Genomic DNA, 24,669 nt, shown 5'->3' on the forward strand with positions numbered 1-24,669 from the left:
TGCTCATGGCTGCCTTGACGGCGAAGCCACCGCGGGCAGTCCACGCGGGAAGCGCATGAACCACCTGCATCTGACGTTACGTGCTCACTGCTTGTCGAACGTGACCAGGTTCTTATCTTTCGTGTCCGCCACAAAAATGGCCAGCAGCTTCGCGGGTTCCGTATCGCTCGCGTTTTCGCTGACCCTATGATGCGCGCCGGGCTTCTCGGTCCAATATTCGCCCGCGTGAAAGACACGCGCCTCGCCGTCGTTGACACGGCTGCGGATCGCCCCCGACAGAACATAGCCGACCACAAAGGCCTGTCCGTGCCGATGCCATGGCGACTTGCCTCCGGGTGCATAGTCGACGACAAGTGCCGTCATCGTTTTGCCCGGCACGTTGGCGATCGCCTCAGTGAACGCGGGCGTAATCGTCTCCCGTGCAGCGGCAGTATCGGCAGCGAATACGGTTTGGGAGGTTCCCGCTACGGAGAGACCGGCGAGCGCTGCTGACGCGATAAGCGTACGAATTTTCATGCGATTACTCCTGGCTCAATGCCATGGCATCGTTGTTCAGTTCCAAAGCTGAGGCCGACGCGGGGTTAGCCGGGTTGGCCCAGTGCGCCGCCAGCGCGGCGAGTTCGGTGCGCGCGCGTTCGAGCGCTTCGATCCGCGCGGCCTGGTCTGAAAACTGCAGCGGCTGCGCGTCGACGAAAGATGGATCCGCCACGCCGAGAAATCCGAAAGCAGCCTTGAGCGCTGGCGTCAACGCATCCATCGACGCGTAGGGCGTGCCGGCGCGCAAGTCAGCACCGCGACTCGTGATGAAAATCACCTTCTGCCGCGCAAGCTGGCCTTCTATGCGCCCGTCTTCCGTGTTCACATAGGTCAGCCCGGTACGCGTGATGCTGTCGACGAACGCCTTGAACGCGGACGGCATCGACCAGTTGTACATGGGCATGGCAAAGACCAACGCGTCGGCTTCGAGGAGGCGCTTGCACAGCGCATCCGATGCCGCCAGCGTCGCTTTCATGGCGGGTGTGCGCTCGTGCAACGGTGTGTAGGTCGCGATGGCGAATGCTTCGTTCACATGCGGCGGCGTATCGACCGTGACGTCGAGGTAATCGACCTCGATATCCACACCTTCCTCACGCAGGCGCTCCAGAAAATACCGGCTTAGCGCGCGCGAGTTGGATCGCTCGCGTTTGGCGCTCGCGTCGACGTGCATGATTTTCATGGGTTCATTCCTTCAGGGTTTATGCGGAAATGGTTCGCAGGAGCACGGCTACGGTGCCCTCAGGACGGCATCTTGCGAAACGCGATCGCAAAGCGGTTCCACGCATTGATGGCGGAGATCAGCAGCGTCAGGTCGACCAGTTCCTCGTCGCTGAAGTGCGGGCGTACCGTTTGCCACACGGTGTCGGGTACGTGTTCTTGCGACACCAGCGTGAGCGCTTCGGTCCATTCGAGCGCGGCGCGTTCACGGTCGGTGAAGAAGGGCGTTTCACGCCACACCACGACGGTGGCCAGCCGCCGCTCGGATTCGCCGCCTTTGCGGGCGTCGGTGGTGTGCATATCGACGCAGAAAGCGCAGCCGTTGATCTGGGACGCGCGCAGGCGGACCAGCTCGGTCAGTGATTTTTCGAGGGCCGATTTGCCGATGCGCTCTTCGACGCCGACTAACGCCTTGATGGCGGCGGGATTGGCTTTGTAGAAGTCGAGACGTTGTTCCATGATTCACTCCTTGACGGGTTGGACCCACTCAGTGGTTCGGTGAGTGAAGATTAGGGGTTCAACTGGCCTTAGGAAATAACCGATTTTGACTAATTTTAGGTAACCACTTTTCGGAGAATGAATCTGCCCGGCGTATCAAGGCGGCGGGGGTATTGCGGCATCAAACCTGCGGCCCGTCAAAGCAGGTTCCAGGAATCCCGGCAGTCGGACATCGTGCGTACCGGCGTTACGGCAAAGCCATCAGGCGATCGACTCGCCGCGCAGCCGGCAACGTCTGCCAGCTCCTTGGATGCCGGAAGCGTTCAGTGGTTGATTTCTTCGAGTCGCAGTCCGTTGGTCTTTGGGCCGAACGCACCAATCGAGATCATCACCACCGCCATGCATCCCGTGATGCCGGTAAACACCCCGGCCACGCCGAAGTCGCGCAGCAGGAAGGCAATGATGAAGCCCGACATCATCGCGCCTACGCGGCTGGCCGAATACACGATCCCGTTGGCGCGGCAACGGACCGCGGTCGGGAACAGCTCCGACTGATAGGCGTGGTAGCACACCGAGATCGTCTGGCCGGCAAGGCTGATCAATACGCCCAGCACGATCAACGGTCCGGCCGATTTCATCTGACCGAACATCAGCCCGAAGATGATCACCGCCACGGCGGCGCCGACGATCAGCCATTTGCGCTGCACCTTGTCCGCATACAGCATGGTGATCATGGGCCCGACGGGAAGGGCAATCGCAATCACGAACGAGTACAGCAGGCTCTTCGTCACCGTGATGCCTTGCCCGATCAACAGCGTCGGCACCCAGTTAGCAAAGCCGTAGTAGCCGATCGCCTGGCAGAAGTTGAAAACGACCAGCATGATCAGGCGGGAGCGATAGGGCGGCTGCAGCAGCTCGGCGAGCGACGCGCGGCGGTGAGCCGGCAGTTCGACAGCAGGCGCAGGCGGCAGCAGCGGCCGGCCCAGTTGCTTCACAGCCTTCGCTTCCATCTTCTCGACAATGCGTTCAGCTTTCTCTTCGCGGCCATGCGACGCGAGCCAGCGCGGGCTTTCCGGCACGGCGCGGCGAATCACCCATACGAGCACGGCACCGATCGAACCCACCAGCACAACGCAACGCCAGCCGTCGATGCCGAAAACGGTCGTGGGCACCAGCCAGTAAGACAGGATGGCGGCCACCGGCGCGGCGGCGAACATGACCATCTGGTTGAAGGCCATCGCCCGGCCGCGCATATGCTGAGGGACGATCTCGGTGACGTAGCTGTCGATCGTGACGATCTCAATCCCCACGCCGATGCCGGTGATGAGGCGCCACAGGATCACGCCTTCGGGCGTGGTCTGGAAGGCCATGATGGCGGAGCCGATGGAATACCAGAGTAGCGAGAAGGTGAATACGGAACGGCGCCCGTAACGGTCAGGCAGCCAACCGAAACAGAACGTGCCGACAAAGAGACCGGCAAACGTCGCTGCGATGAACCCTGCGATCCCCTGAAAGCCGAAGAATGCTGAAGTGGTGGTTTTCAGCAGGCCGCTCTTCGCCATGCCCGGTGCGATATATCCCGTGAAGATCAGGTCATAGACTTCGAAGAAGCCGCCGAGGGATATGAGGAATACCAGCATCCAGATATAGCCTGTAGCGGGCAGGCGGTCCATCCGCGCCGAAAGCACTGCGGCGGTACGTGCTTGCACTCGGGTATCGGATGACGCGAGCGGCGGAATATCCGTAGTGATGACGCGTTGCATGATTGTCTCCTTGATGTGTCCCGCGGCCGATTTGTCTTATGAAAGCCTGACGGGATTTAATTCGCCGGATTCCGTTTGAGGCATACCGGCGATTTCACGAACTATTCTTTGGCTAGCACTCCACGACGAACCTGATCGCGTTCGATCGACTGGAACAGCGCCTTGAAATTACCTTCGCCGAATCCGTCGTCGCCCTTGCGTTGAATGAATTCGAAGAACACCGGGCCAAGCAGCGTGTCCGAGAAAATCTGCAGCAGGAGGCGAGGCTGCTCTCCCGAGGTATTACCGTCGAGCAGGATGCCGCGTGTCTGCAGTTCCGCCACCGGTTGGCCGTGCCCAGGAAGACGCTCTTCGAGCATCTCGTAGTAGGTTTCGCCCGGTGCCGTCATGAGCGGCACGCCGGCCATGGCAAGGCTGTCGATCGTCGCCAGCAGGTCGTCGCTCAACAGCGCGACGTGCTGGATGCCTTCGCCGTTGAACTTCATCAGGAATTCTTCGATTTGCCCTGCGCCTTTCGACGATTCTTCGTTCAGCGGGATGCGGATTTTGCCGTCGGGCGCTGTCATCGCTTTCGACGTCAGACCCGTATATTCGCCGGAGATATCGAAGTAGCGAATTTCACGGAAGTTGAACAGGCGCTCGTAAAAGTTCGCCCAGAACGACATGCGGCCGCGATAGACGTTGTGCGTCAGATGGTCGACCAGCTTCAGGCCGTGACCGGCCGGGTGACGATCCACACCGTCGACAAACTCGAAGTCGATGTCATAGATCGATTTGCCGTCTTCGAAACGGTCGATGAGATAGAGCGGCGCACCGCCGATGCCCTTGATCGCGGGCAATCGCAATTCCATCGGGCCGGTGGCCATCTCAACCGGCTGGGCGCCAAGTTCAAGAGCGCGGTCGTAGGCCTTGTGCGAGTCTTTCACGCGGAACGCAAGGCCACAGGCGGACGGGCCATGTTCGGCAGCAAAATACGCCGCCGGACTTTTTGGCTCGCGGTTGACGATGAAGTTGATGTCGCCTTGCCGGTACAGCACGACGTCTTTCGACCGATGACGTGCAACCAGCGTAAAACCCAGCTTCTCGAACACGGGTTCCAGCGTATTGGGAGTGGGTGAGGCGAATTCGACGAACTCGAATCCCATCAGGCCCATTGGGTTCTCAAATAGATCAGCCATCACATGCTCCGCAATTCAGGAAAACGTTGATCTCAGCGCTGAGCTCAGCCGACATGGCGAAGTTCACCGCGATACAGTTCCGCACGACGCGCATCAGGCAGCCGCACGGCCGGTCAGGCGAGCAAGAATTTCCTGCGTATGCTCGCCGACACGGGCCAGCGCCTGACGTACGCCAGGCCGGCGTCCGCCCATCAGCAGCGGCAGCAGCACGACCTGCGTCATGCCGTCCTCGGTGTCCATTTGCGCCAGGCCACCGCTTGCTTTCAGATGCGGGTCGTCGAGCAACTGGTCGGGGCGTACGATCGGCGCGTAAGGAATACCGGCGGCTTCGAGTTTTGGCGAGAGCTCGTCGGCACGGTGATGCTTGAGGATTTCACCGAGCCGGATCAGCAGTTCGGGTCGCAATGCAACACGCAGCGCGTTGTTGGCGAACTGCGGTTCTGCGGCGAGATCGGGCCGCTCGAGCAGGTCGCACAACGTGATGAACTGCTTGTCGCTTACGGCGCCGATGAAAAGCTGCTCGTCGTCGGCTAACGTGAAGACGTCGTAGACGCTCCATGCCGAGACGCGAGAAGGCATCGGCGGCGGCGGTTCGTTTGTCATCGCGTATTGCTGCATGTGCTGCCCGCTCAGGAATACGCAGTTCTCGAACAGCGCGCTTTGCACTTCCTGCCCGCGGCCGGTCGTGTCGCGCTCGCGTAGTGCCGCGAGCACGCCGATGGCGCCAAACATGCCGCCCATGATGTCGTTGACCGAGGTGCCCGCGCGCAGTGGACGGCCGACCGGTCCCGTCATATAGGAAAGACCGCCCATCATCTGCACGACTTCATCGAGTGCAAGGCGCTTTTCGTACGGGCCAGGCAGAAAGCCTTTGTGCGAGACGTAGATCAGCTTCGGATAAATCTTCGACAACGTTTTATGGTCGAGACCTAGCTTCGTCATCAGGCCCGGCCGGAAATTTTCCAGCATCACATCGCACTGGCCAATCAGTTCGACAGCGGCCGCGTGCCCGTCGGGGGTATTGATGTCGAGTACCACGCTCTTCTTGTTGCGATTGAATGAGCGGAAAAAGCCGATGCCGAGACCCGGCAGCTTGCGCGTCTTGTCGCCGCCCGGCGGCTCGATCTTGATGACTTCGGCACCTAGATCGGCGAGGATCATGCCGCAGGTCGGGCCCATGACCATATGCGTGAACTCGATGACGCGCACGCCTTCGAGGGGAAGCGGATTCGGGGTATTCATAGCGGCCTCAGGCGTTGAGTGTTGCGGTCGAAGCGTGCGCGAAGGTTTTCGGCAAACCCGAAAGCCACAAGGCGCCGTGAAGCGTTTCGCTGGAAAGCCATTGCGCGACTTTTTCCCGCAGAAGAAGCAGGCGAGGAATATCGATGCCGGTGGCGATGCCCATATCGGCGAGCATGAACGCGAGGTCTTCGCTCGACGCGTTACCGCTCGCGCCCGGTGCATGCGGGCAGCCGCCGATGCCGGCGAGCGTGGCGTCGAAGCGGGCCACGCCGGTTTCCAGCGCGGCGAAGACATTGGCGAGAGCAAGGCCGCGCGTGTCGTGGAAATGACCGCACCAGAATTTTTCGCCGGCGAGCGCACGGGCCTTGCCGAACAGTTCGCGCACGGCGGCAGGGCCGCCATAACCGACCGTGTCTGCGATGCTGACGCGATCCGCGCCCGCATCGAGCAGCCCTTGCATGCAGCGCAGTACTGCGGCCTGGTCGACGGCGCCCTGGATCGTGCAGCCGAACGCGGTACCGATGCCGCCTTCAATCAGCGTCTTCGAACCGGCGCTGTCACGTGCAGCGCGAATGCGCGCGACTTCGGCGATTACTTCGTCCGGGGTCTTGCGCAGGTTGGCGAGGCTGTGCGCATGGCTGGCGGACAGCGGCACCAGCATCAGATCGGCTTGCGACTCGATTGCGCGTTCGGCGCCTTTGAGGTTCGGCACGAGCACCGAAACGAGAAGACCGGGCAGGGTTTTCGCATAGGCGACCAGCTCGGCGGTATCCGCGAGTTGCGGCAGGAGTTTGGCGGGGACGTACGAGCCGACTTCGATTTCGCGCTGTCCGGCGGCATAGGCGTCGCCGATCCATTCGATCTTGCGTTCTGTCGGAAGCATGGTCTGAATGCTCTGGAGGCCGTCCCGCAGACCGACTTCGCGAATGACGACGTTCGAGGGGAACGAGGACATGTGTGTCTCCTGAATACCTGCCAGTCATGTGTGCTGGCGATGGTTTCACTTTAGACTTTCCACGTTTGCCATAAAGAGGTATTTTGGAACGGGTGAGATTCCGATCTGGAAACTAAAGGACGGGTGAGGAGACAAGAATGCGGGACATCGATCTCAAGACGCTGCGGCTCTACGTGGCCGTCTGTGAGCACCGCAACATGGGCCGCGCGGCTGAGGAAGAACACATCGAGCCGTCTGCGATCAGCAAGCGGATCGCTCAACTGGAGACCGACCTCGGCGTTCCTCTGCTGACGCGCTCTCGCCGCGGTGTCCAGCCGACGCCGGCGGGGCTGTCTCTATTGGAGCATGCGCGCAATGTCCTGTTCACGATGGACCGGATCGCGAGCGATGTCGCGGCCTTCGGCAGCGGTCTGAGAGGCAGCGTCAGCGTATGCGCGACGGCGTCGGCGATCGCTGAAGTACTGCTGGACGACATTGCATCCTTCATGCGCGAACCGGATAACCAGAACATTCGGGTGGATGTGGAGGAGCGCCTTTCCGTCGACCTTGTCCGCCAACTGCGGGAGGGGGCGGCCTCAGTCGGTGTCTGCTGGGACAGCGCGGACCTTGAGGGCCTGCAACATTTGCCATATCGTCAGGACCAGCTGGCGCTCGCCGTGTATCCCGGGCATCCGCTGGCCGGATTGAAGTCAGTGTGCTTTGAGCAGACGCTCGAGCATGACCACGTCGGCATGCCGCCCTCAACCGCGGTCCATGCGATGTTGCAGCGCGCGGCGGCCAAAGTGGGGCAGCGGGTGTCGTATCGCGTGATCGTGTCCAACCTCGATGCCGCGTTTCGGGTGGCCGCCGCCAAGCTCGGCATCAGCGTTGTGCCGCTCGAGGTGGGGGAGGCTTATAAACGCATTTTCGACGTCGAGACGATTCCGCTGACGGACTCGTGGGCGCTCCGCCAGTTCGTGGTGTGCTTCCGCGACCTGGAGGCGCTGCAGCCGGCTGCCCGGCGCATGGTCGAGCATCTTGCGAGTCATTCCGAGCGGCAATGAGCCGGAGCGTCGAAGATAGTCGATCGGCATGCCGAAATTTAATCCGTGTGAACGGCGGCGCGATGCCGCCGCTTGCTTTCAGGCGCCGCGGAGTCCCTCGGTGACCGTCACGCTCACGTCGAGTTTCCGACCGACGCTACCCACCGGCAGCACCATGCGCCCATGTGTTTCGTTGATGATTTCAGCCGCCGACAGGTAGAAAGCCAGCACCGCTGTCACCAGACCGAGGTAACCGCCGGCGTGGTGCAACCACACAAGACCGGTCCATTCGCTCGCTGCAAGCACGAAGAAAGTGATCCACAAAGACAGAAACACCAGTTGCAACGCGCGTGGCGCACGCCATGTCGCGACCCACATATAAAGCGTGAACGTGCCCCACAGGAACAGATACCAGCCGATGAACGCCGCGGGCACGGTGCCGTGCAGGAACAGTACGAAGAGGGCGAACGACCACCAGAACGCACCATAGCTCAGAAAGGCCGTTGCGCCGAACGCATTGCCGCGCGGTATTTCCATGAGTCCGGCTAGCATCTGCGCGGTGCCGCCATAAGCGAAAGCGACGGCTAGCACCATGCCCATCGAGTCGCCGCTGAACCAGCCGGCGTTGATCATGCTGAGCAACCAGGTCGTCAACGCGAAACCGGCGAGGCCGAGGGAAGCGGGATTAGGGGCTTTGATATTCATGATGAATTCCTCATGCAAACATTAGTAGACGTAGATTGCGCGACTGTCGTGAAGACCGGCGCCGCGCAAAGGTCGCATTGCAATTGAATGCCGGACCGCCGGACCACCGGACCGCTCAGATCGAATCCGCGAACTGGGAAATCACGGCGGGATTCTCGACGGTCGACGTGTCCTGTGAAATCGCCTCGCCTTTCGCGACTGAACGCAACAGGCGGCGCACGACCTTGCCGGAGCGCGTCTTGGGCATTGCGTCGCCGAAACGGATGTCTTTCGGTTTCGCTATCGGACCGATTTCCTTGCCGACCCACGCGCGCAACTCGTCCGCTACGCGCTTTGCCTCAGCGCCGGTGGGCCGCGCCGCTTTCAGAACGATGAAGGCGACGATGGCTTCTCCGAACGTTTCATCCGGACGCCCGACGACCGCGGCCTCGGCGACGAGCGGATTGGCCGCCAGCGCCGACTCGATTTCCATCGTGCCCATGCGGTGGCCGGACACGTTCAGCACGTCGTCGATACGACCCGTGATCGTGAAATAGCCTGTGTTCCGGTCGCGAATCGCACCGTCACCCGCGAGGTACAGCTTGCCGCCGAGTTCGTCCGGGTAATAGCCGTTGCGAAAGCGCTCAGGATTGCCCCAGATGGTGCGGATCATCGACGGCCACGGCTTGCGAATGACGAGCACGCCGCCTTGTCCGTTGGCCACTTCATGGCCGGTTTCATCGACGATCGCCGCATCGATGCCAGGCATCGGCAGCGTGCACGATCCCGCCACGAGCGGGGTGGCGCCCGGCAACGGTGAGATCATGTGGCCGCCTGTCTCGGTCTGCCAGAACGTGTCGAGCACCGGACAGCGGCCACCGCCGACATGTTCGGCGTACCAGTTCCATGCGCTTGGGTTGATCGGCTCGCCGACCGTGCCGAGAATGCGCAAGCTGCTCAGATCGAAGCTGCGTGGATGCACAGCGGTGTTAGCGTCGGCGCTCTTGATGAGAGACCGGATGGCGGTCGGCGCGGTGTAGAAGATGCTGACCTGATGGCGCTGGATCATGTCCCAGAAGCGGCCTGCATTCGGATAGGTGGGCACGCCTTCGAAGATCACCTGGGTTGCGCCGACGGCGGTAGGGCCATAGCAGATATACGTGTGACCGGTGATCCAGCCGATGTCGGCGGTACACCAGAAGACATCGGCCGGCTTGATGTCGAAGGTCCACTTCATCGTCACGGCCGCCCACAGCAGATAACCGGCGGTGCTGTGCTGAACGCCCTTGGGCACGCCGGTCGACCCTGATGTGTACAGCACGAATAGCGGATGTTCGGCGCCGACCCATTCCGGCTCACAGGTCTCAGGCTGGTTTCGTTCGAGCTCGTGCAGCCACGCGTCGCGTCCCGCGACCCAGGGGATCCGGCCCCCGGTACGCCGATAGATGACGACCGTCTTAACGGCTTCGGCGCCGCCCATCGCAAGGGCTTCGTCGACGATCGTCTTGAGTGGCAGTGTCTTGCCGCCGCGCGCCTGTTCGTCGGCCGTAATCACGGCCACCGCGCCGACGTCGACCATCCGTTCATGCAGGGATTTGGCGGAAAAACCGCCAAACACGACGGAATGCGGCGCGCCGATGCGTGCACACGCCAGCATGGCGGCGACGCCTTCCACCGACATCGGCATGTAAATCACCACCCGGTCGCCTTTCTTCACGCCGCGCGCACGCAGTGCGTTGGCGAGTCTGCACACGCGGTGATAGAGCGCCTGGTAAGTGATGCGCGTGACTTTGCCGTCGTCCGCCTCGAACACGATGGCCGTTTTATCGGCGAGTCCGTTCGCCAGGTTGCGATCGAGACAGTTGTACGAAGCGTTCAGCTCACCGTCTTCAAACCATTGATAGAAGGGTGCGTTGGTATCGTTGAGCACTTTCGTGAATGGTCGGCGCCACTCGAGATGCTCTCTGGCAAGGCGCGCCCAGAAGGCTTCGTGATCGCGTTCGGCCTCGGCCACGAGCGCATGGTAAGCCTCCATGCCGTCGATGCTTGCGTGCTGGAGCGCGGGGATCTGCGGCACCGTAGTGTTGAGTTGATTTAGCTCGATGGTAGACATCCAATGTCTCCTCACATGAAAGTCAAGGATAAGACGACGCCTGAAACGGCGAGTCGCCTGAAGGAAGGCTCTTGATGGCCGTGGTGCGGGTGCGTGCGTGTAGGTTGACTATGACCGCTCGGCCGATCGTGCGGTTGATACACATCAAGGGAATGAATGAGGGGAGAGCGGCCGGCGCTTGATGCAAATCAATCGCAATACCTCCGGCGAGGGGGCTGGGATAGCGTGCGGTGAGCCGGAATGATGTGGATAGTCGCGGTTTGTGCGTGTTGACCGCTTCAGGCTTTGACCGTGTTAGATGCGGGAGCCGGCGAATCTGATGACGCCGCGCGCTCACCTGGTTCGAGCCGCAAAGCGCCCCAGCCGAGCGGCGCAAAGACGTGACCACCCGCGAGTTCGACCTGCTCCACAAATGATTCGAGTGTGACGCCCGCCATGATATGAATCGGTGCATTGCCGACAAAATTTTGTGTACGCAGCCAGGGCATCTCGCCGCGATTGATTTCGTTGACGCTGCGTTCCTTGCCGTCGTAGCCGAGATCGGGCGTATACAGCGGACCATCGAAGGCGACAGTCAGGATCTGCTCGGGACCGTCGGTATAAGGGGCGCCGGCGAGTTGCTCATAAGGCGCGCGTTCCCAACCGTCGCCCCATTGCTGGTCGAGCTTCAAACGCGTGAAATAGGCCCAGGGCGCACGCACGAAGCACAGTCCATACGCGTGACGCGCGCCGTCAAGATTGGCAGTCATTCCCACAGTAGCACCTCATACTGGTGGCAGTGTCGACAACGTTCACGCGTTGTCGTCGGCTGCGAAGATGCCGTCTTCCGGCTCGGTGTTCTCGTTGTCGACACATTGCACATGCCAATGGCCCGTCTTCAGCGATCTGCCCGCATCGGAGCACCATTGTGCGCGTCCGGTTTCGCCCTCGAATGGTCCGGACGTAGCATTCAGGTCGAGCCCTTCCAGTACGCAGCAGGGCGTCAAATCGTGCGGCCCGCAGACGAGCGTGTTGCCGCAATCGACGTGCAACGCGCCCCATTCGGGCAGATCAAGCCCCATATGACCCTCGCGCGACCATTGACGTGTTTTATTGTCGAGCCACAGGATGGCAAATGCCATCGGATTGACACGATCGAACGTGTCGAGGTGGATGGTGAGGCGCATGAGGTTCTCCGTAGATTTCACGAACATGTGCATACAAACTGGGGGGCTATTGACTCAAAACCCACTGGATCAACGTGTGAGCATCTTCGGGTGTCAACGGCCGCCGCGATCCGCCGGCAGCGGCATTGCCATGTCGCCCCGGTGGGCTTTCCCGCCGAGTCGCAGCTTGTGCTCGAGCATTACGCTGGCGTTTGGCACGTCGCGATAACGATCCGCAATCTGCTGAAACGAAGGTGCGAGAAAAGGTGCGTCCCGTGTCTGGGACTACACGCGCGCGAGGCCTTCGAGGTCAAGAATCGTGATCTGCTTGCCACGCGTATCGACCAAACCGTCTTTCTGAAACTTCGAAAACATGCGGCTGACGGTTTCGAGTTTCATCCCGAGGTAGCTGCCGATCTCCTCGCGCGTCATGCGCAAATTGAATTCCGCCGGCGAGTAGCCGCGTGTCTTGAGCCTTCCTGACAGGTTCAACAGGAAGGCGGCGACCCGCTGGTCGGCGGACATCGTGCCAAGCAGCATCATAATTGTCGCCTCGCGAACGATCTCGCCGCCCATCAGACGATGGACGTGCTGCTGCACCACCTTCACCTCGCGGCACATGACTTCGAGCAGATGAAACGGGATGATGCAAACGTTGCTGTCCTCGGTGGCGATCGCGTCGCAGCTGTGCTTGCCTGAACATACGCCGTCGAGGCCGAGCGAATCGCCGGGCAGATGAAAGCCGGTGACCTGTTCGCGACCGTCGCGATGCATGACGATGGTCTTGAACGAACCGGCGCGGACCGCATAGATACTATGGAACGCATCGTTGGCGCGGTATAGCGATTCACCATGCTTGATCGTGCGCGAAACGCACATCAGCGACTCCATGCGCTCCAGTTCGGCCGGTGTCAAACCTTGTGGCATGCAGATCGCGCGCAGCGAGCAGCTCGAGCAGCGCGCGGCGGGGCGGCCCGAGGGTGACGATGCGAGCGCGGAATGGCCTGACGCCGGCAGTGGGGCACGTTGCAGCGGCATGATCTCAGCATATTCGGCAACGTCAGACATGATGTGCTCCTGTGTAATTGAGGCCACGTGCGCAACGCTCGTGGACAATCCGCTTGATCGTGTTGCATGCAAGATCGAATTCGCTCGTCTTGTCGAAGAAGTACTGCGCGCCGGCCGCGAGGCACGCCTGTCTGAACCACGCGCCTGAATGATTCGTCAGCACGATTGTGATTACCGGCGACGTGCTCCGCCCGAGGCTATGCAGCAGTTCCATACCGGTGCCGCCGGTCAGGCGAAAATCCACGACCACGACGTCGGCTCCGGTGCCGTCGATACCGGCGAGCGCGGTGCCTGCTTCCTCGGCTTCGCCGACAATCTCGACACCGTCAATTGCGCCGAAGCGCGCCGCCATCCGTTGTCTGATCGGGATCGTGTCTTCAACGAGGAAAACGCGCAGTGCTTGCTGGGACGGGCTTGAGTTCATGGCTCGAAGTATCGGCCGCGCCGTCTCAAAATAAAATCGGCGGCGAACGAACTTCGGGTAGGCGAGCGCGAAGGTGTGTAGGGGATTTCCTACACACGGCAAATGCGAAGCTGGAGGCAGCCGCGCGATCGGCGGATTGATGTGACGATTGAATCTAGCCCGGCGGCCTATGCGCCGCCCGGGATCCAGATCTAGATTTCGTCGTCTTCCCCAAGCAGTTTGTGGCGCAGCGCGTAACGCACCAGCGCAGCTTCGTGCGGCATCTGCATTTTTTCGAGGATGCGCGTTTTATAGGTACTCACCGTCTTGCTGCTGACACACAGCTCGGTGGCGATTTCGGTGAGGGTCTGGCCCGCGGCGATGCGGCGGAATACATCGAACTCACGGTCGGACAGGCGCTGATGGGGCAACGTGTCGGCGGGCTCGCCCAGGCTCTGTGCAAAACGTTCGGCCATCGCGAGACTCACATAGACGCCCCCAGATGCAACTTTGGTGACCGCGGCGACCAGTTCTGCGCTGGCACTTTCCTTGGTTAGATACCCGGATGCGCCCGCCTTGAAAGCGCGTACCGCGTACTGCTGCTCTGCATGCATGGTGAGCACGAGGATCCGCAGTGCCGGCTTTTCGTCCTTGATCTGCTTGATCAGTTCGACGCCGTTTCGGCCGGGCATCGACAGATCGAGCACGAGCACGTCGGCAGCGTTGGCGCGGGTCAGCGCAATTGTGCTGACGCCGTCATTGGCCTCGCCGACGACCTCGAAACCGCTTGCGCCTTGCAGGATATGCCGCAGGCCATCGCGCACCAACGTGTGGTCGTCAGCGATCAGCACTCGAATCATGTTTGCATCTCCTGCTGTTGCACCGCCAGTACCGGAAAGGTAACGGTCAGTGCAAAGCCCTTGTCATTGGACGTGTGGATTTCGACGGTGCCGCCCAGCATGTGCGCACGCTCGCGGATACCGAGCAGGCCAAACGATTTCTCGCCGGAGGCGGGCGAGCGGTTCGCACCACGGCCGTTGTCCGCGATTTGCAATACACAAACGCCCCTTTCGACGCGCACCGTCAGCGTGACGAGCGTCGCTTCCGCATGCCGGGCGACATTGGTCAGCGCTTCCTGCACGATACGAAATAGCGTCGTCGCGCCCGTCGGCGTAAAGCGGGTGTCGCCGGCTTCGATCCGGCGCTCCACATCAATGCCGTAGCGGTTTGTAAAGTCATTGGCGAGCCATTCGATCGCCGGAATCAGACCGAGATCGTCGAGCATGACCGGGCGCAGATCGGCAGCGATCCGGCGCACCGACGCGACTGTCGCATCGATCAGCCGACGCATCGCACGCAGTTGCTGCAGCAGACTCGGCTCAGCCGTGTTTTCAAGCTCGTGTTCGACAGACGAAATGTCCATCTTGAGGGCGGTCAACTGCTGCCCAAGGTCGTCGTGCAGCTCGCGTGCGATGCGGGTTTTTTCTTCCTCGCGAACGTTTTGCAGATTCGCCGAGAGTTCGCGTAGTTCCTCGCGCGATTGCCGCTGCGCATTTTCCGCTTTTACCCGTTCAGTGATGTCGCGCAGCATGACCGTATACAGCTTGCCATCACCGTCGCGGATCTGCGAGATCGACGCTTCGATAGGAAATTCTTCGCCATTGCTCCGTAAGCCGAACAGCACACGCTGCTTGCCCATCTGCCGGTCGGAAACACCGGTCACGCCGAACTGTTCGACATGCCGCTCGTGTCCCGCGCGAAAGCGCTCGGGAATGAAGCGCGAGAGCGAGGCGCCGACCGCTTCCATTGCGGTGCATCCAAAAACCCTTTCTGCCATTGGATTGAAGATGACGATGTTCTGCCGTTCGTCGACGGTAATGATGGCTTCCATCGACGACCGGATGATGCCCATCATGCGTGCCTCGTTCACGCTCGACTGGCTGCGCGCCTCGCTCGTCGCGGCAGATCCGGCGCGGCGCCTGCTGGCGATCAGGAACGCCATGGCGCTGAACAGGCATGCTGCCGCAACGCCGGCGATCAGCACCGTGGTTTCTGCAAATCCGTCCTCGGCGCGCAGATAGCGACCGCTCGCTGTGTAGGACAGCGTGATAGGTACACCGCCGATGCGCAAGGTATCGGTTTTACGGATCACAGGCGCCGTCTCCGCCAGGTCGTCGTCTGCCGCGGCGGACGAATAAAGCAGCGTGGCAGGGGTTCCGCTGAATACCTGCAGATCAATGCGCCGTTGCCGGGCGAGGGCGTTATCGAATACACGGCCGGTGTCCAGCGCCGCTACCAGCAGCCGCTTGATGCCCGCACGGCGCGCTTGTGGCGTCGACGGCAAGCCGGCGTCCGAATACATCGGTAAATAGAGGTAAAGACGAGGGTGGGGGCTCGAGCCGATATCGCCGAACGGCGCTGCGTCCGCGTCGAGCGCGCTTGCCCCTGTATCGATGGCGTGCAGCAACGCCGTACGGCTCGCGGGAGTGCTAGCCAGGTCGTAGTCGACTGGCATCGCATCGGCGGTGGCCGGCGCCATCTGGGTAACCGGCGCGACCGGTTGCGGCGCGGCGGCTTGCCCGGCCCGGTTACCGGTGCTGCCCGTCAGGCGGGCAACACCGGCGGCGTCAATTTCCGCATAGCCAAGCGCACGCACCACGGACGACGTTTCGTCCAGATCGAGTTGCGCGACATAGCGGCGCCAGGCATCGGCATCGGCTGCCGGCGCGGCGGAGAGCAAGCCGCGCGCGCCGCGCAGCAGCGATTCGCCGGTGGTGAACTCGCGCTGCAGATCAGCGGTGATATGCGCCGTATTCTGATCAAAGCGGCTGTTGGCAGCGCGCAATGACTGCTCGCCGACCCAGCGCCACGCACCGAGCGCAGCCACAAGAACGACAGCAAATGCGACTGCCGCGACAAGCGCGGGGCGCCGCTCAGGCGGGACAACCCGCATGGGCAAAGGCCATTTTTTAGCGAAGGGCGTCTCACCGCGAAAGGGCATGTGCGCCTCATTGGATGGTGGGCAATCCGCCACGCGGGCTGACGGTGCAGACGCGGTGCGGATCGGGAAACATCACCGTGATTTTTGTTACTTGCGGCCAGCCGGAACGACGCGTGCGTTGGCCATTGTGCGCGGTTTGCACGGATCGTGTCAGTATGCAGCCAACTCACCATGGAAGCCACGCCGTGCACGAATGTTGACGGACAGCGAGCTGTCAGCACTTGATCCGTATCAAGCGCATCCTGAGCTGCGAACCGGCGCGCCGGTGGCGTCAAAAAAAGAAGCGCCCCGACAACTGGGCGCTTTAAATTGCACGAGGGCTTTTTTCGCGCAATTCCTGAATTGTCAGATCAGTGCGACATCAGTACCGGCACGGTCATCGATTTGAGGATCGTGCGGGTCGCGCCGCCCATCACCAGTTCCTGCCAGCGGGCGTGCCCGTAAGCACCCGTCACGAGCAGATCCGCGCCGATCGCGGATGCCTGCGACAACAACGCGTCGCCGATCGACGCGCCGCTGCCGGCCTCGATATCTTTGACCTCGACGTTGACGCCGTGCCGGGCGATGAGCGTGGCGATATCCGCGCCCGGAATGCGCGGGCGCGATTCGCCCCGCGTACCGTTGACGGTGACGACCGTGGTGGTCTTCGCCACGCGCATGAACGGCAGCGCGTCGTGCACCGCGCGGGTGGCTTCGCGGCTACCGTCCCAACCGACCATCACGTGCGTACCGGGCGACGTGACGCTGCTGGCGTACGGCACCAGCAACACCGGCCGGCCTGCGGACATGATCAGGTTTTCAGGAAAAAAGTCGCCGACGTACGATTCCGAATCGTGCGGGTCGTCCTGGCTGGCGATGATCAGATCGGCGCATCGGCCGCGATGCGGCACGGCGAGGTTAGCCGGGGCGTCGACGGCGATCCACTCGCCAGCAACTTCCGCACGACTCAGTTCCGCATGAAAGAGCCGTTCGAGCGCGCCCCGGCGTTCCGCCCGCAGCTGTTCGTGCGTACCGTAGTATTCGGCGGTTCCGGCCATCACATAGAGCGAGCGCGGATCGGGCGTGAACACGGCAAACACGCCGGTCAGATGGGCGTCGAACTGCTTGGCGAGCCGCAGGGCGAGTTCGAGCCTGGGATGCGCGCGCTGACTCGTATCCAGGTGAACGACGATGCTCTTGTAGGTCATTGCAACGCTCCAGAAATGGATGAGTGGCGCATGAACGCGTGATGTGAGTCTAGGGGGCGGGTAGTCGCCGGCATTGATTCAGATCAACGGCGCAGCGGCGCGCGACACGTCATCTGGGTGCGGCGACGGCGATGCGGCTGAGCCTCGCGTAGGGTGTCCTGCGCGTTTGTCGGGAATTTCCTACACGTCATGGCGTGCTAATGACGCTCAAGTTCATCGCTTGACATGGATCATGAGAACGCGCCCAACCCCACCTATGCTCGTGGCAAGCACTGCGCGAATGCAAAGTCACGGCGAGCGAGGTTCATCACGGCGCACACACCGCGCTTTCGGCTTTTGTCAGTGGACTTAAGCGGCACCTCGCCAAATCCCGGAGTCTCGAATGGGCGTGCTGATTCGTCGAGGCTTCGAGACGATGGGCGGGGCGTAGTCGGCCTGCCCATCAGATATCGCGAGACGTCATTTCTCATACGTTTGATGGAAGTCACTTTATCGATCGATTGCGCCGGTATCGTGCGACTATCAAAAAAGCGGCCGCAGGAATCCTCGATATGTCGACTCATTCAACAGCACCGTCACCAGCAAGCCTGCCGGCCGTAGGCGACGGCTGTGTTGTTGCTGTGCGGGGTGCCGTCGTCGACGTCAGGTTCGCGGGTGATCAGCTTCCGGCCATCGACGACGCGCTCGTCATCCTGCCGGACGATCTCGCGCCGGTGCTGGCCGAAGTGCAGGCGCATCTGAGCGAAACCATGGTGCGCGCGCTGGCGCTGCAATCGACGGCGGGATTGCGGCGCGGCGCGCGCGTGCGGGCCTGCGGCGGTCCCGTCGAGGCGCCGGTCGGCGAGGCGGTGCTCGGCAGGCTGCTCGACGTCACGGGCGCGACCCGCGACGACGGCGTGGCGCTCCCCGCGCAGATCGCGCGCCGTCCGATTCATCGTGCCGCGCCACCGCTCGCCACGCAGACCGGCACCACGACGCTGTTTTCGACGGGCATCAAGGTAATCGACCTGCTTGCGCCGCTCGCCCAGGGTGGCAAGGCGGCGATGTTCGGCGGTGCGGGGGTCGGCAAGACCGTGCTGGTCATGGAACTGATCCATGCGATGGTAGAGCGCTATCAGGGAATCTCAGTGTTCGCCGGCGTAGGCGAACGCTCGCGCGAAGGCCACGAGATGCTGCTCGACATGCGCACGTCGGGCGTGCTGGCGCGCACGGTGCTGGTGTACGGGCAGATGAACGAGCCGCCGGGCGCACGCTGGCGCGTGCCGTTTACGGCATTGACGATCGCCGAGTATTTCCGCGACGAACGCCGCCAAAACGTGCTGCTGCTGATGGATAACGTGTTTCGCTTCGTGCAGGCGGGCGCCGAGGTGTCGGGCCTGCTGGGGCGCATGCCTTCGCGAGTCGGCTACCAGCCTACGCTGGCGAGCGAAGTCGCGAGTCTGCAGGAGCGCATCGTGTCGGTCGGCAATGTGTCGGTCACGGCCATCGAGGCCGTGTATGTGCCGGCCGACGATTTCACCGATCCCGCCGTCACCGCGATCGCCGCACATATCGACAGCATGGTCGTGCTGTCCCGTTCGATGGCCGCCGAAGGCATGTATCCCGCCATCGATCCGATCGCGTCGTCGTCGATCCTGCTCGATCCGCTCGTGGTCGGCGAGGAACACGCAGCGGTCGCGACCGAGGTGCGCCGGATCATCGAGCACTACCGCGAGCTGCAGGACGTTATTTCCTTGCTCGGTATCGAGGAACTGGGCGCTGAAGACCGCGCCCTCGTGGGACGTGCGCGACGCCTGCAGCGCTTCCTGACCCAGCCGTTTGCCGTGACCGAAGCCTTCACGGGCGAAGCAGGCCGTTCCGTGCCAGTCGCCGACACGATCGCCGGCTGCAAGGCGATTCTCGCCGGCGAGTGCGATACATGGCAGGAAAGCTCGCTATACATGATCGGCGCGCTCGACGAAGGCCGTCGCAAGGAAGAGGCTGCCGCCTCGCAGGACGTGGCGGCGCACGGCACGGAGCCGGTGCAATGAGCGCCGCGCCTTTGACGCTGACTGTGGCGACACCGTTGCGGGTGTGGTTCGACGCTGTCGAGATCGTCTCCCTGCGCGCGGAAGACGAAAGCGGCTCGTTCGGCATCCGCGCCGGACATGCCGATTTCGTGACGCTGCTGACGCCGTCGGTAGTCCGCTGGACCTGCGCGGACGGTACGGCGCGCTATTGCGCAGTGGATGGCGGCGTCCTGCTGGTATCGCGCGGCGTCCAGATATCCATCGCTTGCCGCGAAGCAATCTCCGGCGATTCGCTGGAAAGTCTGGAAGCGGGGGTCCGCAGCCGCCACGCCGAGGAGGACGATGCGGCGCGGCGTGCCCGTGTCGAGCAATTGCAACTGCATGCGCGCGCCGTGCGTCAGATGTTGCGCTATCTGCGTCCGCGCCCGGGCGTCGACGGCACCGACGGACCGGGTATGGGAGCCAACCCACGATGAATCCACACCAGATCGACCAGCGCAAACCGCCTGACGACAGGATGGCCGGCGCGGCCCGCCAGGCCGCCGAGCTCGATTCGCGCGGACGCGCTGAACCGGAGCCGTCGCTGGGTAGCAGGCTGGGCCAGATTGGCATCCTGGGGTGGGCCATTGTCCTGCCGACGCTGATGGGACTCGCGCTCGGACACTGGCTGGACCGGACCTTCGGCACGCGCGTGTTCTTTTCGGCACCGCTGCTGATGATCGGCGCCGCGATCGGTTTCTGGTCGGCATGGAAATGGATGCACCGTCAGCAACGGGGGCGCGATGATTAGTCCGCTGCCGTTGATCGCCCAGTTGTCCATGGGACTCGCGCTCGGCACGTTGGCCGGCGCGTGGCACTTCATGTCGCTGCGCTGGAACTGGCCGCTGTTTGCCGAGGGCCGCGCGGCAGCGGCGCTGGCGTTACAGCTTGCCCGCTTCGCGCTCACCGGTGCGCTGCTGTTCATGCTCGCGCACGTCGGCGCATTGGCGCTGCTTGCCGGCATGGCCGGCTTTCTGCTCGCACGCACTATCGCGATGCGCCGCCATGGAGGTCAACCATGATCGCTTCGCCGCTCGCTACCGCGCCGCTGCTGCATCTCGGTCCGCTTTCAATCACCGAGCCCGTTCTCGCGACCTGGGCAATCATCATCCTGATGGCCGCGGTGTCCGCCTGGCTGACCCGCAACCTCTCGCTCACGCCGGGCAAAGTGCAAACCGTGCTGGAACTGCTGGTCGACACGATCGATCAGCAGATCCGCGACACCATGCAAACCGGTCCCGCCACCTATCGCGCGTTGATCGGCACGCTGTTCCTTTTTGTGCTGATCGCCAACTGGTCCGCACTGGTGCCGGGTGTGACGCCGCCCACCGCGCACATCGAGACGGATGCCGCGCTCGCCCTGATCGTGCTGGGTGCGACGATTTTCTACGGCATTCGCACGCGTGGCACGGCGGGCTACTTCGCTGCTTTTGCCGAGCCGAGCTGGGTCATGATTCCGCTCAACGTCGTCGAGCAGATCACGCGGACGTTTTCTCTCGTGGTGCGCCTGTTCGGCAACGTGATGAGCGGGGTGTTCGTGATCGCCATCATTCTTTCGCTCGCCGGGCTGCTGGTCCCCATTCCGCTGATGGCATTGGACCTGCTTACGGGCGCCGTGCAAGCCTATATTTTTGCCGTTCTGTCGATGGTGTTCATCGGTGCGGCGATCAGCGATACCCATCATCCCGTTAGCGTCAAAAAGGGCGAAGCCTCATGAATAACCTCATTGAAATCGTCAGCATCGCCGCCGCGGCGCTTGCCGTGTCGTTCGGCGCGATTGGCCCGGCACTTGCCGAAGGCCGCGCCGTCGCAGCGGCGATGGACGCCATCGCGCGTCAGCCCGACTCGGCCGGCACTGTGTCGCGCACGCTCTTTGTCGGGCTGGCCATGATCGAGACGATGGCGATCTATTGCCTCGTGATCGCCTTGCTCCTGCTGTTTGCCAACCCGTTCGTGAAATAGGCGGCGGCCATGCGAATCGACTGGTCGACGCTCGCGCTGCAGACGATCAATGCGCTGGTCCTGATCTGGCTGCTGGCGCGCTTCCTGTTCCGCCCGGTTGCAGGGATCATCGCCGAGCGACAGAAGGCGGCGCAGACGCTGATCGCGGACGCCGACGCGGCGAAGCGCCAGGCGGTTCTCGAGCGCGACACAGCGGTTCGCGAGACGCAGCAGCTTGTTGCCGCTCGTGGCGACGCCATGAAAACGGTGGCCGCGGAAGCAGCAGCGGAAAAGGCCGCATTAATGGCCGCCGCGCAAGCCGATGCAGACAGGCGGCGCGTCGCAGCCGACACCGAGGCCGAGGCCGCGCGCGTCGAGCAGGACAAACTCGTCGCGGTCCGCGCCACCCAGCTCGCCGTCGACATCGCGGCAAAGCTGCTCGCGAAGCTGCCGGAAAACGTGCGCGTGAGCGGCTTCGTCGACGGTCTCGCCGAGGCCATTGCACAACTTCCCGAGCCGGTCCGCGCGCAACTCGGCGCAAACGGCGCGGCGCTCACGCTAGCCGCGCCGCGTGCACTGAGTCCGCAGGAGCTGGAGCATTGCCGCGCTGTGCTCACGGCTTGCCTGAACCGGACCGTGTCTCTTGAGATCGAGGTCGATGCGCGACTGATTGCCGGGCTGGAACTGCGGGCCGCCCACGCCGTGGTGCGCAATAACTTCGGGGCCGATCTCGCGCAGATCAGGGCGGCGCTGCTGGGTAGCGAGCATGTGCCCAGCTGACATGGCCGACGATCCGTGGCTCGCGGCGCAGCGCAACACGCTGGCCCGCACGGCTGTTACGCCCCATGCCAAGGCGCTCGGACGCGTCGAGCGGTGCGGTGACGGCATCGCGTTCGTCTCGGGACTGCCGGACGCGGCCCTCAATGAACTGCTGCATTTCGACAGCGGTGCGACGGGCTTTGCCCACACGCTGGACGCAGACCTCATTAGCGTCGTCCTGCTTGACGAGGGGACCGCGGTCGAAGCGGGCGCGCGTGTGACATGCACCGGCACCGTGCTCGAGGTGCCGGTCGGAGAAGGGCTGCTCGGGCGTGTGATCGACCCGCTCGGGCGGCCGCTCGACCGTGACGAGCCGATCGTGGCGGCAATGCGTATGGCAGTCGAACGGCCGGCGCCGGCGATCATCGAGCGTGACCTGGTCAGCGAGCCGGTCGAAACCGGTGTGCTCCTGGTCGACGCGCTGTTCGCGATCGGCCGTGGGCAGCGGGAACTGATCATCGGTGATCGCGCCACCGGCAAAACCGCCCTGGCCATCGATGCCATCGTCAATCAGAAGCAGTCGGACATGATCTGCGTGTATGTCGCGATCGGCCAGCGCACGACCGCCGTGCAGCGGGTGATCGAATCCGTCCGTCAGTACGGCGCCCCCGAGCGCTGCATCTTTGTTGTCGCCGCCGCGGCATCGGCGCCCGGGCTGCAATGGATCGCACCGTTCGCGGGTTTCACCATTGCCGAGTACTTTCGCGATCGTGGACAGCACGCGCTAATCGTCATTGACGATCTGACCAAACATGCCGCGACGCATCGGGAGCTGGCGCTTCTGACGCGCGAACCGCCGGGGCGCGAGGCCTATCCCGGCGACATCTTCTATGTTCACGCCCGGTTGCTTGAACGCGCAGCGAAGTTGTCGTCCAAACTGGGAGGCGGCTCGCTGACTGCGCTGCCGATTGCGGAAACCGACATGGGCAACCTGTCCGCGTATATCCCGACCAACCTCATTTCGATCACGGACGGTCAGATTGTGCTGGATGCCGGCCTGTTCGCCGCGAACCAGCGGCCGGCTGTCGATGTGGGCTTAAGCGTGAGCCGTGTCGGCGGAAAGGCGCAGCATCCAGCGTTACGCGAGGTGTCGGGCCGCCTGCGGCTCGACTACGCGCAGTTCCTCGAACTGGAAATGTTCAGCCGCTTCGGCGGTCTGACGGACGCGCGTGTCGCCGGCAAGATCGCTCGCGGGGAACGCATCCGCGCGCTGATTGCACAGCCGCGCTTCAGCGCTCTGCGCACCATCGACGAAATCGCGCTGCTCACCGCCCTGTCGGCGGGCGTATTCGATGCTGCGCCGGCCGGGATCGTTGCCCAGGTGCGCACGCAACTGGCGGCACGACTGCAGAGCCAGCATGTGCAGTCCGAACTGGCGAAAGCACGCGCGCGCTCGCCATCCGTACCGTTTGACGCCGATGTACAGGGCGTGCTGGTCGCCACGGTTCGCGAACTTGTTCAGCAGTTCACGCCCCCGGGCATTAGCGGCACGTCCGGCACAGGGAGCGCGCGATGAGCGGCAAACTCACCGAAATCGAATCGCGCAGTGCCACTGCCCGGCAACTCGACGCCGTGATTGGGGCAATGCGCGGTATTGCGGCAGCCCGCTCGCGCGAAGCGCAACGGCGGCTGCCCGGCATCCGCTCTTCGGCTTCGACAGTCGGTGCCGCGATCGGCGCCGTACTCGCGCACGGAGCTGACGTGCCAACGCGCGCGCCGGAGCACGGCACGCAGATTGTCATTGCACTGTGCGCGGAGCAGGGTTTTGTCGGCTCGTTCAATGAGCAGATCCTCGAGCGCGTACAGTCTCGCCTCGCGTCGGCGGCATGCGAGTGTCTGATCGTGGGCACACGCGGCGAGATCGCAGCAAACGAACGCCGCCTCACATTTGCCTGGCGTTCACCGGCTGCTTCCCATGCCGACGATGTGCCCGCACTCGCCAGCCGTATTACCGACGCGCTTTATCTACGTCTCGACCGGCGAGTGATAACCGAAGTCTCGGTCATCCACGCGGTGCCAGGCATCGCGGCCCATAGCGAGATCGTCGAGCATCGCCTGATTCCGTTTGATTTTTCGCGCTTTCAGATAGCGCGGCGCAGCCAGCCGCCGTTGCTCACCTTGCCTGCGGGCCGCCTGCTGGCCGGACTGGTCGAAGCCTATGTCTATGTCGAATTGTGCGAGGCGTTGATGCTCTCGTTCGCCGCTGAGAACGAAGCCCGAGTGCGTGCCATGCTGGCCGCGCGCGCCAACGTGAAGGAGACACTCCAGACGCTGACCCAAAGCTACCGCCAGGTCCGCCAGGATGAAATCACGGCGGATATCGTGGAACTGGCGGCGAGTGCAGGTACCGCCGTCTGAGCAGCGCTGCCTCCTGCGGCGCCGTGCGAGTCTCTTCAGCCGCGCGCCGC

The 24,669-nt window shown here is 62.8% G+C and carries 26 protein-coding genes and 1 pseudogene; 10 read left to right on the forward strand and 17 right to left on the reverse strand.

Features of this window, described 5'->3' with window-relative positions:
- Positions 1-84: 84 nt before the first annotated feature.
- From HHL24_RS19745 to HHL24_RS19775, 7 genes are all read right to left on the reverse strand, one after another.
- Entirely contained in the window at positions 85-516 is a 432-nt protein-coding gene (locus HHL24_RS19745) for a cupin domain-containing protein (RefSeq protein WP_169487103.1), read from the reverse strand.
- A gap of 4 nt (positions 517-520) precedes the next feature.
- Positions 521-1,216: an FMN-dependent NADH-azoreductase gene (locus tag HHL24_RS19750; protein WP_169487104.1), complete on the reverse strand. Its 696-nt coding sequence runs from the start codon at positions 1,214-1,216 to the stop codon at positions 521-523.
- 59 nt (positions 1,217-1,275) lie between these two features.
- Positions 1,276-1,713 carry a carboxymuconolactone decarboxylase family protein gene (locus HHL24_RS19755; protein ID WP_169487105.1) on the reverse strand — a complete coding sequence of 146 codons (438 nt, stop codon included), beginning with the start codon at positions 1,711-1,713 and terminating at the stop codon, positions 1,276-1,278.
- Positions 1,714-2,015: 302 nt separating this feature from the next.
- Positions 2,016-3,455, reverse strand: coding sequence for an MFS transporter (locus HHL24_RS19760; RefSeq protein ID WP_169487106.1), 1,440 nt, complete (start codon positions 3,453-3,455; stop codon positions 2,016-2,018).
- Between the two features lie 101 nt (positions 3,456-3,556).
- Complete coding sequence (gene hppD / locus HHL24_RS19765; protein ID WP_169487107.1) at positions 3,557-4,633, reverse strand: 4-hydroxyphenylpyruvate dioxygenase; 1,077 nt, start codon at positions 4,631-4,633, stop codon at positions 3,557-3,559.
- Between the two features lie 93 nt (positions 4,634-4,726).
- Complete coding sequence (locus HHL24_RS19770; RefSeq protein WP_169487108.1) at positions 4,727-5,875, reverse strand: CaiB/BaiF CoA transferase family protein; 1,149 nt, start codon at positions 5,873-5,875, stop codon at positions 4,727-4,729.
- Positions 5,876-5,882: 7 nt separating this feature from the next.
- Entirely contained in the window at positions 5,883-6,830 is a 948-nt protein-coding gene (locus HHL24_RS19775) for a hydroxymethylglutaryl-CoA lyase (RefSeq protein ID WP_169487109.1), read from the reverse strand.
- A 137-nt stretch (positions 6,831-6,967) separates the two neighbouring features.
- On the opposite strand from HHL24_RS19775, the gene HHL24_RS19780 reads away from it, so the two are divergent.
- Positions 6,968-7,873 (forward strand): LysR substrate-binding domain-containing protein, encoded by a 906-nt coding sequence (locus tag HHL24_RS19780; protein ID WP_169487110.1) that lies wholly within the window; start codon positions 6,968-6,970, stop codon positions 7,871-7,873.
- A 78-nt stretch (positions 7,874-7,951) separates the two neighbouring features.
- On the opposite strand, the gene HHL24_RS19785 is transcribed toward HHL24_RS19780, so the two are convergent.
- The 10 genes and pseudogenes from HHL24_RS19785 to HHL24_RS19825 form a co-directional block, all read right to left on the reverse strand.
- Complete coding sequence (locus HHL24_RS19785) at positions 7,952-8,557, reverse strand: acetate uptake transporter (RefSeq protein ID WP_169487111.1); 606 nt, start codon at positions 8,555-8,557, stop codon at positions 7,952-7,954.
- A gap of 115 nt (positions 8,558-8,672) precedes the next feature.
- Positions 8,673-10,649 (reverse strand): acetate--CoA ligase, encoded by a 1,977-nt coding sequence (gene acs / locus HHL24_RS19790; RefSeq protein ID WP_169487112.1) that lies wholly within the window; start codon positions 10,647-10,649, stop codon positions 8,673-8,675.
- A 278-nt stretch (positions 10,650-10,927) separates the two neighbouring features.
- A complete protein-coding gene (locus tag HHL24_RS19795; protein WP_206002939.1) occupies positions 10,928-11,398 on the reverse strand; it encodes a hypothetical protein in 471 nt (156 codons plus the stop codon).
- A 42-nt stretch (positions 11,399-11,440) separates the two neighbouring features.
- Complete coding sequence (locus HHL24_RS19800) at positions 11,441-11,815, reverse strand: DUF3564 domain-containing protein (protein ID WP_169487114.1); 375 nt, start codon at positions 11,813-11,815, stop codon at positions 11,441-11,443.
- A 46-nt stretch (positions 11,816-11,861) separates the two neighbouring features.
- A pseudogene (locus tag HHL24_RS44085) lies at positions 11,862-12,073 on the reverse strand (c-type cytochrome); the annotation flags it as partial.
- A gap of 6 nt (positions 12,074-12,079) precedes the next feature.
- Complete coding sequence (locus tag HHL24_RS19805) at positions 12,080-12,862, reverse strand: helix-turn-helix domain-containing protein (RefSeq protein WP_169487115.1); 783 nt, start codon at positions 12,860-12,862, stop codon at positions 12,080-12,082.
- On the reverse strand, positions 12,855-13,286 hold the full coding sequence (locus tag HHL24_RS19810; protein WP_169487116.1) for a response regulator: 432 nt from the start codon (positions 13,284-13,286) through the stop codon (positions 12,855-12,857). The genes HHL24_RS19805 and HHL24_RS19810 overlap by 8 nt, the downstream gene beginning before the upstream one ends.
- 191 nt (positions 13,287-13,477) lie before the next feature.
- A complete protein-coding gene (locus HHL24_RS19815; protein WP_169487117.1) occupies positions 13,478-14,125 on the reverse strand; it encodes a response regulator in 648 nt (215 codons plus the stop codon).
- The gene (locus tag HHL24_RS19820) at positions 14,122-16,218 is read right to left on the reverse strand and encodes a sensor histidine kinase (RefSeq protein ID WP_169487118.1); all 2,097 of its coding nucleotides are present in this window, start codon (positions 16,216-16,218) and stop codon (positions 14,122-14,124) included. The genes HHL24_RS19815 and HHL24_RS19820 overlap by 4 nt, the downstream gene beginning before the upstream one ends.
- Before the next feature lie 398 nt (positions 16,219-16,616).
- Positions 16,617-17,453 (reverse strand): universal stress protein, encoded by an 837-nt coding sequence (locus HHL24_RS19825; RefSeq protein WP_169487119.1) that lies wholly within the window; start codon positions 17,451-17,453, stop codon positions 16,617-16,619.
- Positions 17,454-18,004: 551 nt separating this feature from the next.
- Here HHL24_RS19825 and atpD point away from each other — a divergent pair.
- From atpD to HHL24_RS19870, 9 genes are read left to right on the forward strand one after another with little or no spacing between them, the layout of a single operon-like run.
- Entirely contained in the window at positions 18,005-19,483 is a 1,479-nt protein-coding gene (gene atpD / locus HHL24_RS19830; RefSeq protein WP_169487120.1) for a F0F1 ATP synthase subunit beta, read from the forward strand.
- Complete coding sequence (locus HHL24_RS19835) at positions 19,480-19,938, forward strand: F0F1 ATP synthase subunit epsilon (protein WP_169487121.1); 459 nt, start codon at positions 19,480-19,482, stop codon at positions 19,936-19,938. The genes atpD and HHL24_RS19835 overlap by 4 nt, the downstream gene beginning before the upstream one ends.
- The gene (locus HHL24_RS19840; protein ID WP_169487122.1) at positions 19,935-20,252 is read left to right on the forward strand and encodes an AtpZ/AtpI family protein; all 318 of its coding nucleotides are present in this window, start codon (positions 19,935-19,937) and stop codon (positions 20,250-20,252) included. The genes HHL24_RS19835 and HHL24_RS19840 overlap by 4 nt, the downstream gene beginning before the upstream one ends.
- Complete coding sequence (locus HHL24_RS19845; protein WP_169487123.1) at positions 20,245-20,523, forward strand: N-ATPase subunit AtpR; 279 nt, start codon at positions 20,245-20,247, stop codon at positions 20,521-20,523. Before HHL24_RS19840 ends, HHL24_RS19845 begins: the two co-directional genes overlap by 8 nt.
- The gene (locus HHL24_RS19850) at positions 20,520-21,218 is read left to right on the forward strand and encodes a F0F1 ATP synthase subunit A (RefSeq protein ID WP_169487124.1); all 699 of its coding nucleotides are present in this window, start codon (positions 20,520-20,522) and stop codon (positions 21,216-21,218) included. The genes HHL24_RS19845 and HHL24_RS19850 overlap by 4 nt, the downstream gene beginning before the upstream one ends.
- Positions 21,215-21,463, forward strand: a complete 249-nt coding sequence (locus HHL24_RS19855) for a F0F1 ATP synthase subunit C (protein ID WP_012427417.1) — start codon at positions 21,215-21,217, stop codon at positions 21,461-21,463. Before HHL24_RS19850 ends, HHL24_RS19855 begins: the two co-directional genes overlap by 4 nt.
- Before the next feature lie 9 nt (positions 21,464-21,472).
- Complete coding sequence (locus tag HHL24_RS19860; RefSeq protein WP_169487125.1) at positions 21,473-22,222, forward strand: F0F1 ATP synthase subunit delta; 750 nt, start codon at positions 21,473-21,475, stop codon at positions 22,220-22,222.
- The gene (locus HHL24_RS19865; protein WP_230417515.1) at positions 22,209-23,777 is read left to right on the forward strand and encodes a F0F1 ATP synthase subunit alpha; all 1,569 of its coding nucleotides are present in this window, start codon (positions 22,209-22,211) and stop codon (positions 23,775-23,777) included. The genes HHL24_RS19860 and HHL24_RS19865 overlap by 14 nt, the downstream gene beginning before the upstream one ends.
- Positions 23,774-24,619 (forward strand): F0F1 ATP synthase subunit gamma, encoded by an 846-nt coding sequence (locus tag HHL24_RS19870; RefSeq protein ID WP_169487126.1) that lies wholly within the window; start codon positions 23,774-23,776, stop codon positions 24,617-24,619. The genes HHL24_RS19865 and HHL24_RS19870 overlap by 4 nt, the downstream gene beginning before the upstream one ends.
- Positions 24,620-24,669 lie beyond the last annotated feature (50 nt).

Source organism: Paraburkholderia polaris, from assembly GCF_012927345.1.
Lineage (GTDB): Bacteria > Pseudomonadota > Gammaproteobacteria > Burkholderiales > Burkholderiaceae > Paraburkholderia > Paraburkholderia polaris.

Bases quoted from the DNA above. Each gene is read 5' to 3' on its own strand.
- HHL24_RS19745 (WP_169487103.1), bottom strand. From the start codon at position 516: ATGAAAATTCGTACGCTTATCGCGTCAGCAGCGCTCGCCGGTCTCTCC.
- HHL24_RS19750 (WP_169487104.1), bottom strand. From the start codon at position 1,216: ATGAAAATCATGCACGTCGACGCGAGCGCCAAACGCGAGCGATCCAAC.
- HHL24_RS19755 (WP_169487105.1), bottom strand. From the start codon at position 1,713: ATGGAACAACGTCTCGACTTCTACAAAGCCAATCCCGCCGCCATCAAG.
- HHL24_RS19760 (WP_169487106.1), bottom strand. From the start codon at position 3,455: ATGCAACGCGTCATCACTACGGATATTCCGCCGCTCGCGTCATCCGAT.
- hppD (WP_169487107.1), bottom strand. From the start codon at position 4,633: ATGGCTGATCTATTTGAGAACCCAATGGGCCTGATGGGATTCGAGTTC.
- HHL24_RS19770 (WP_169487108.1), bottom strand. From the start codon at position 5,875: ATGAATACCCCGAATCCGCTTCCCCTCGAAGGCGTGCGCGTCATCGAG.
- HHL24_RS19775 (WP_169487109.1), bottom strand. From the start codon at position 6,830: ATGTCCTCGTTCCCCTCGAACGTCGTCATTCGCGAAGTCGGTCTGCGG.
- HHL24_RS19780 (WP_169487110.1), top strand. From the start codon at position 6,968: ATGCGGGACATCGATCTCAAGACGCTGCGGCTCTACGTGGCCGTCTGT.
- HHL24_RS19785 (WP_169487111.1), bottom strand. From the start codon at position 8,557: ATGAATATCAAAGCCCCTAATCCCGCTTCCCTCGGCCTCGCCGGTTTC.
- acs (WP_169487112.1), bottom strand. From the start codon at position 10,649: ATGTCTACCATCGAGCTAAATCAACTCAACACTACGGTGCCGCAGATC.
- HHL24_RS19795 (WP_206002939.1), bottom strand. From the start codon at position 11,398: ATGACTGCCAATCTTGACGGCGCGCGTCACGCGTATGGACTGTGCTTC.
- HHL24_RS19800 (WP_169487114.1), bottom strand. From the start codon at position 11,815: ATGCGCCTCACCATCCACCTCGACACGTTCGATCGTGTCAATCCGATG.
- HHL24_RS19805 (WP_169487115.1), bottom strand. From the start codon at position 12,862: ATGTCTGACGTTGCCGAATATGCTGAGATCATGCCGCTGCAACGTGCC.
- HHL24_RS19810 (WP_169487116.1), bottom strand. From the start codon at position 13,286: ATGAACTCAAGCCCGTCCCAGCAAGCACTGCGCGTTTTCCTCGTTGAA.
- HHL24_RS19815 (WP_169487117.1), bottom strand. From the start codon at position 14,125: ATGATTCGAGTGCTGATCGCTGACGACCACACGTTGGTGCGCGATGGC.
- HHL24_RS19820 (WP_169487118.1), bottom strand. From the start codon at position 16,218: ATGCGGGTTGTCCCGCCTGAGCGGCGCCCCGCGCTTGTCGCGGCAGTC.
- HHL24_RS19825 (WP_169487119.1), bottom strand. From the start codon at position 17,453: ATGACCTACAAGAGCATCGTCGTTCACCTGGATACGAGTCAGCGCGCG.
- atpD (WP_169487120.1), top strand. From the start codon at position 18,005: ATGTCGACTCATTCAACAGCACCGTCACCAGCAAGCCTGCCGGCCGTA.
- HHL24_RS19835 (WP_169487121.1), top strand. From the start codon at position 19,480: ATGAGCGCCGCGCCTTTGACGCTGACTGTGGCGACACCGTTGCGGGTG.
- HHL24_RS19840 (WP_169487122.1), top strand. From the start codon at position 19,935: ATGAATCCACACCAGATCGACCAGCGCAAACCGCCTGACGACAGGATG.
- HHL24_RS19845 (WP_169487123.1), top strand. From the start codon at position 20,245: ATGATTAGTCCGCTGCCGTTGATCGCCCAGTTGTCCATGGGACTCGCG.
- HHL24_RS19850 (WP_169487124.1), top strand. From the start codon at position 20,520: ATGATCGCTTCGCCGCTCGCTACCGCGCCGCTGCTGCATCTCGGTCCG.
- HHL24_RS19855 (WP_012427417.1), top strand. From the start codon at position 21,215: ATGAATAACCTCATTGAAATCGTCAGCATCGCCGCCGCGGCGCTTGCC.
- HHL24_RS19860 (WP_169487125.1), top strand. From the start codon at position 21,473: ATGCGAATCGACTGGTCGACGCTCGCGCTGCAGACGATCAATGCGCTG.
- HHL24_RS19865 (WP_230417515.1), top strand. From the start codon at position 22,209: ATGTGCCCAGCTGACATGGCCGACGATCCGTGGCTCGCGGCGCAGCGC.
- HHL24_RS19870 (WP_169487126.1), top strand. From the start codon at position 23,774: ATGAGCGGCAAACTCACCGAAATCGAATCGCGCAGTGCCACTGCCCGG.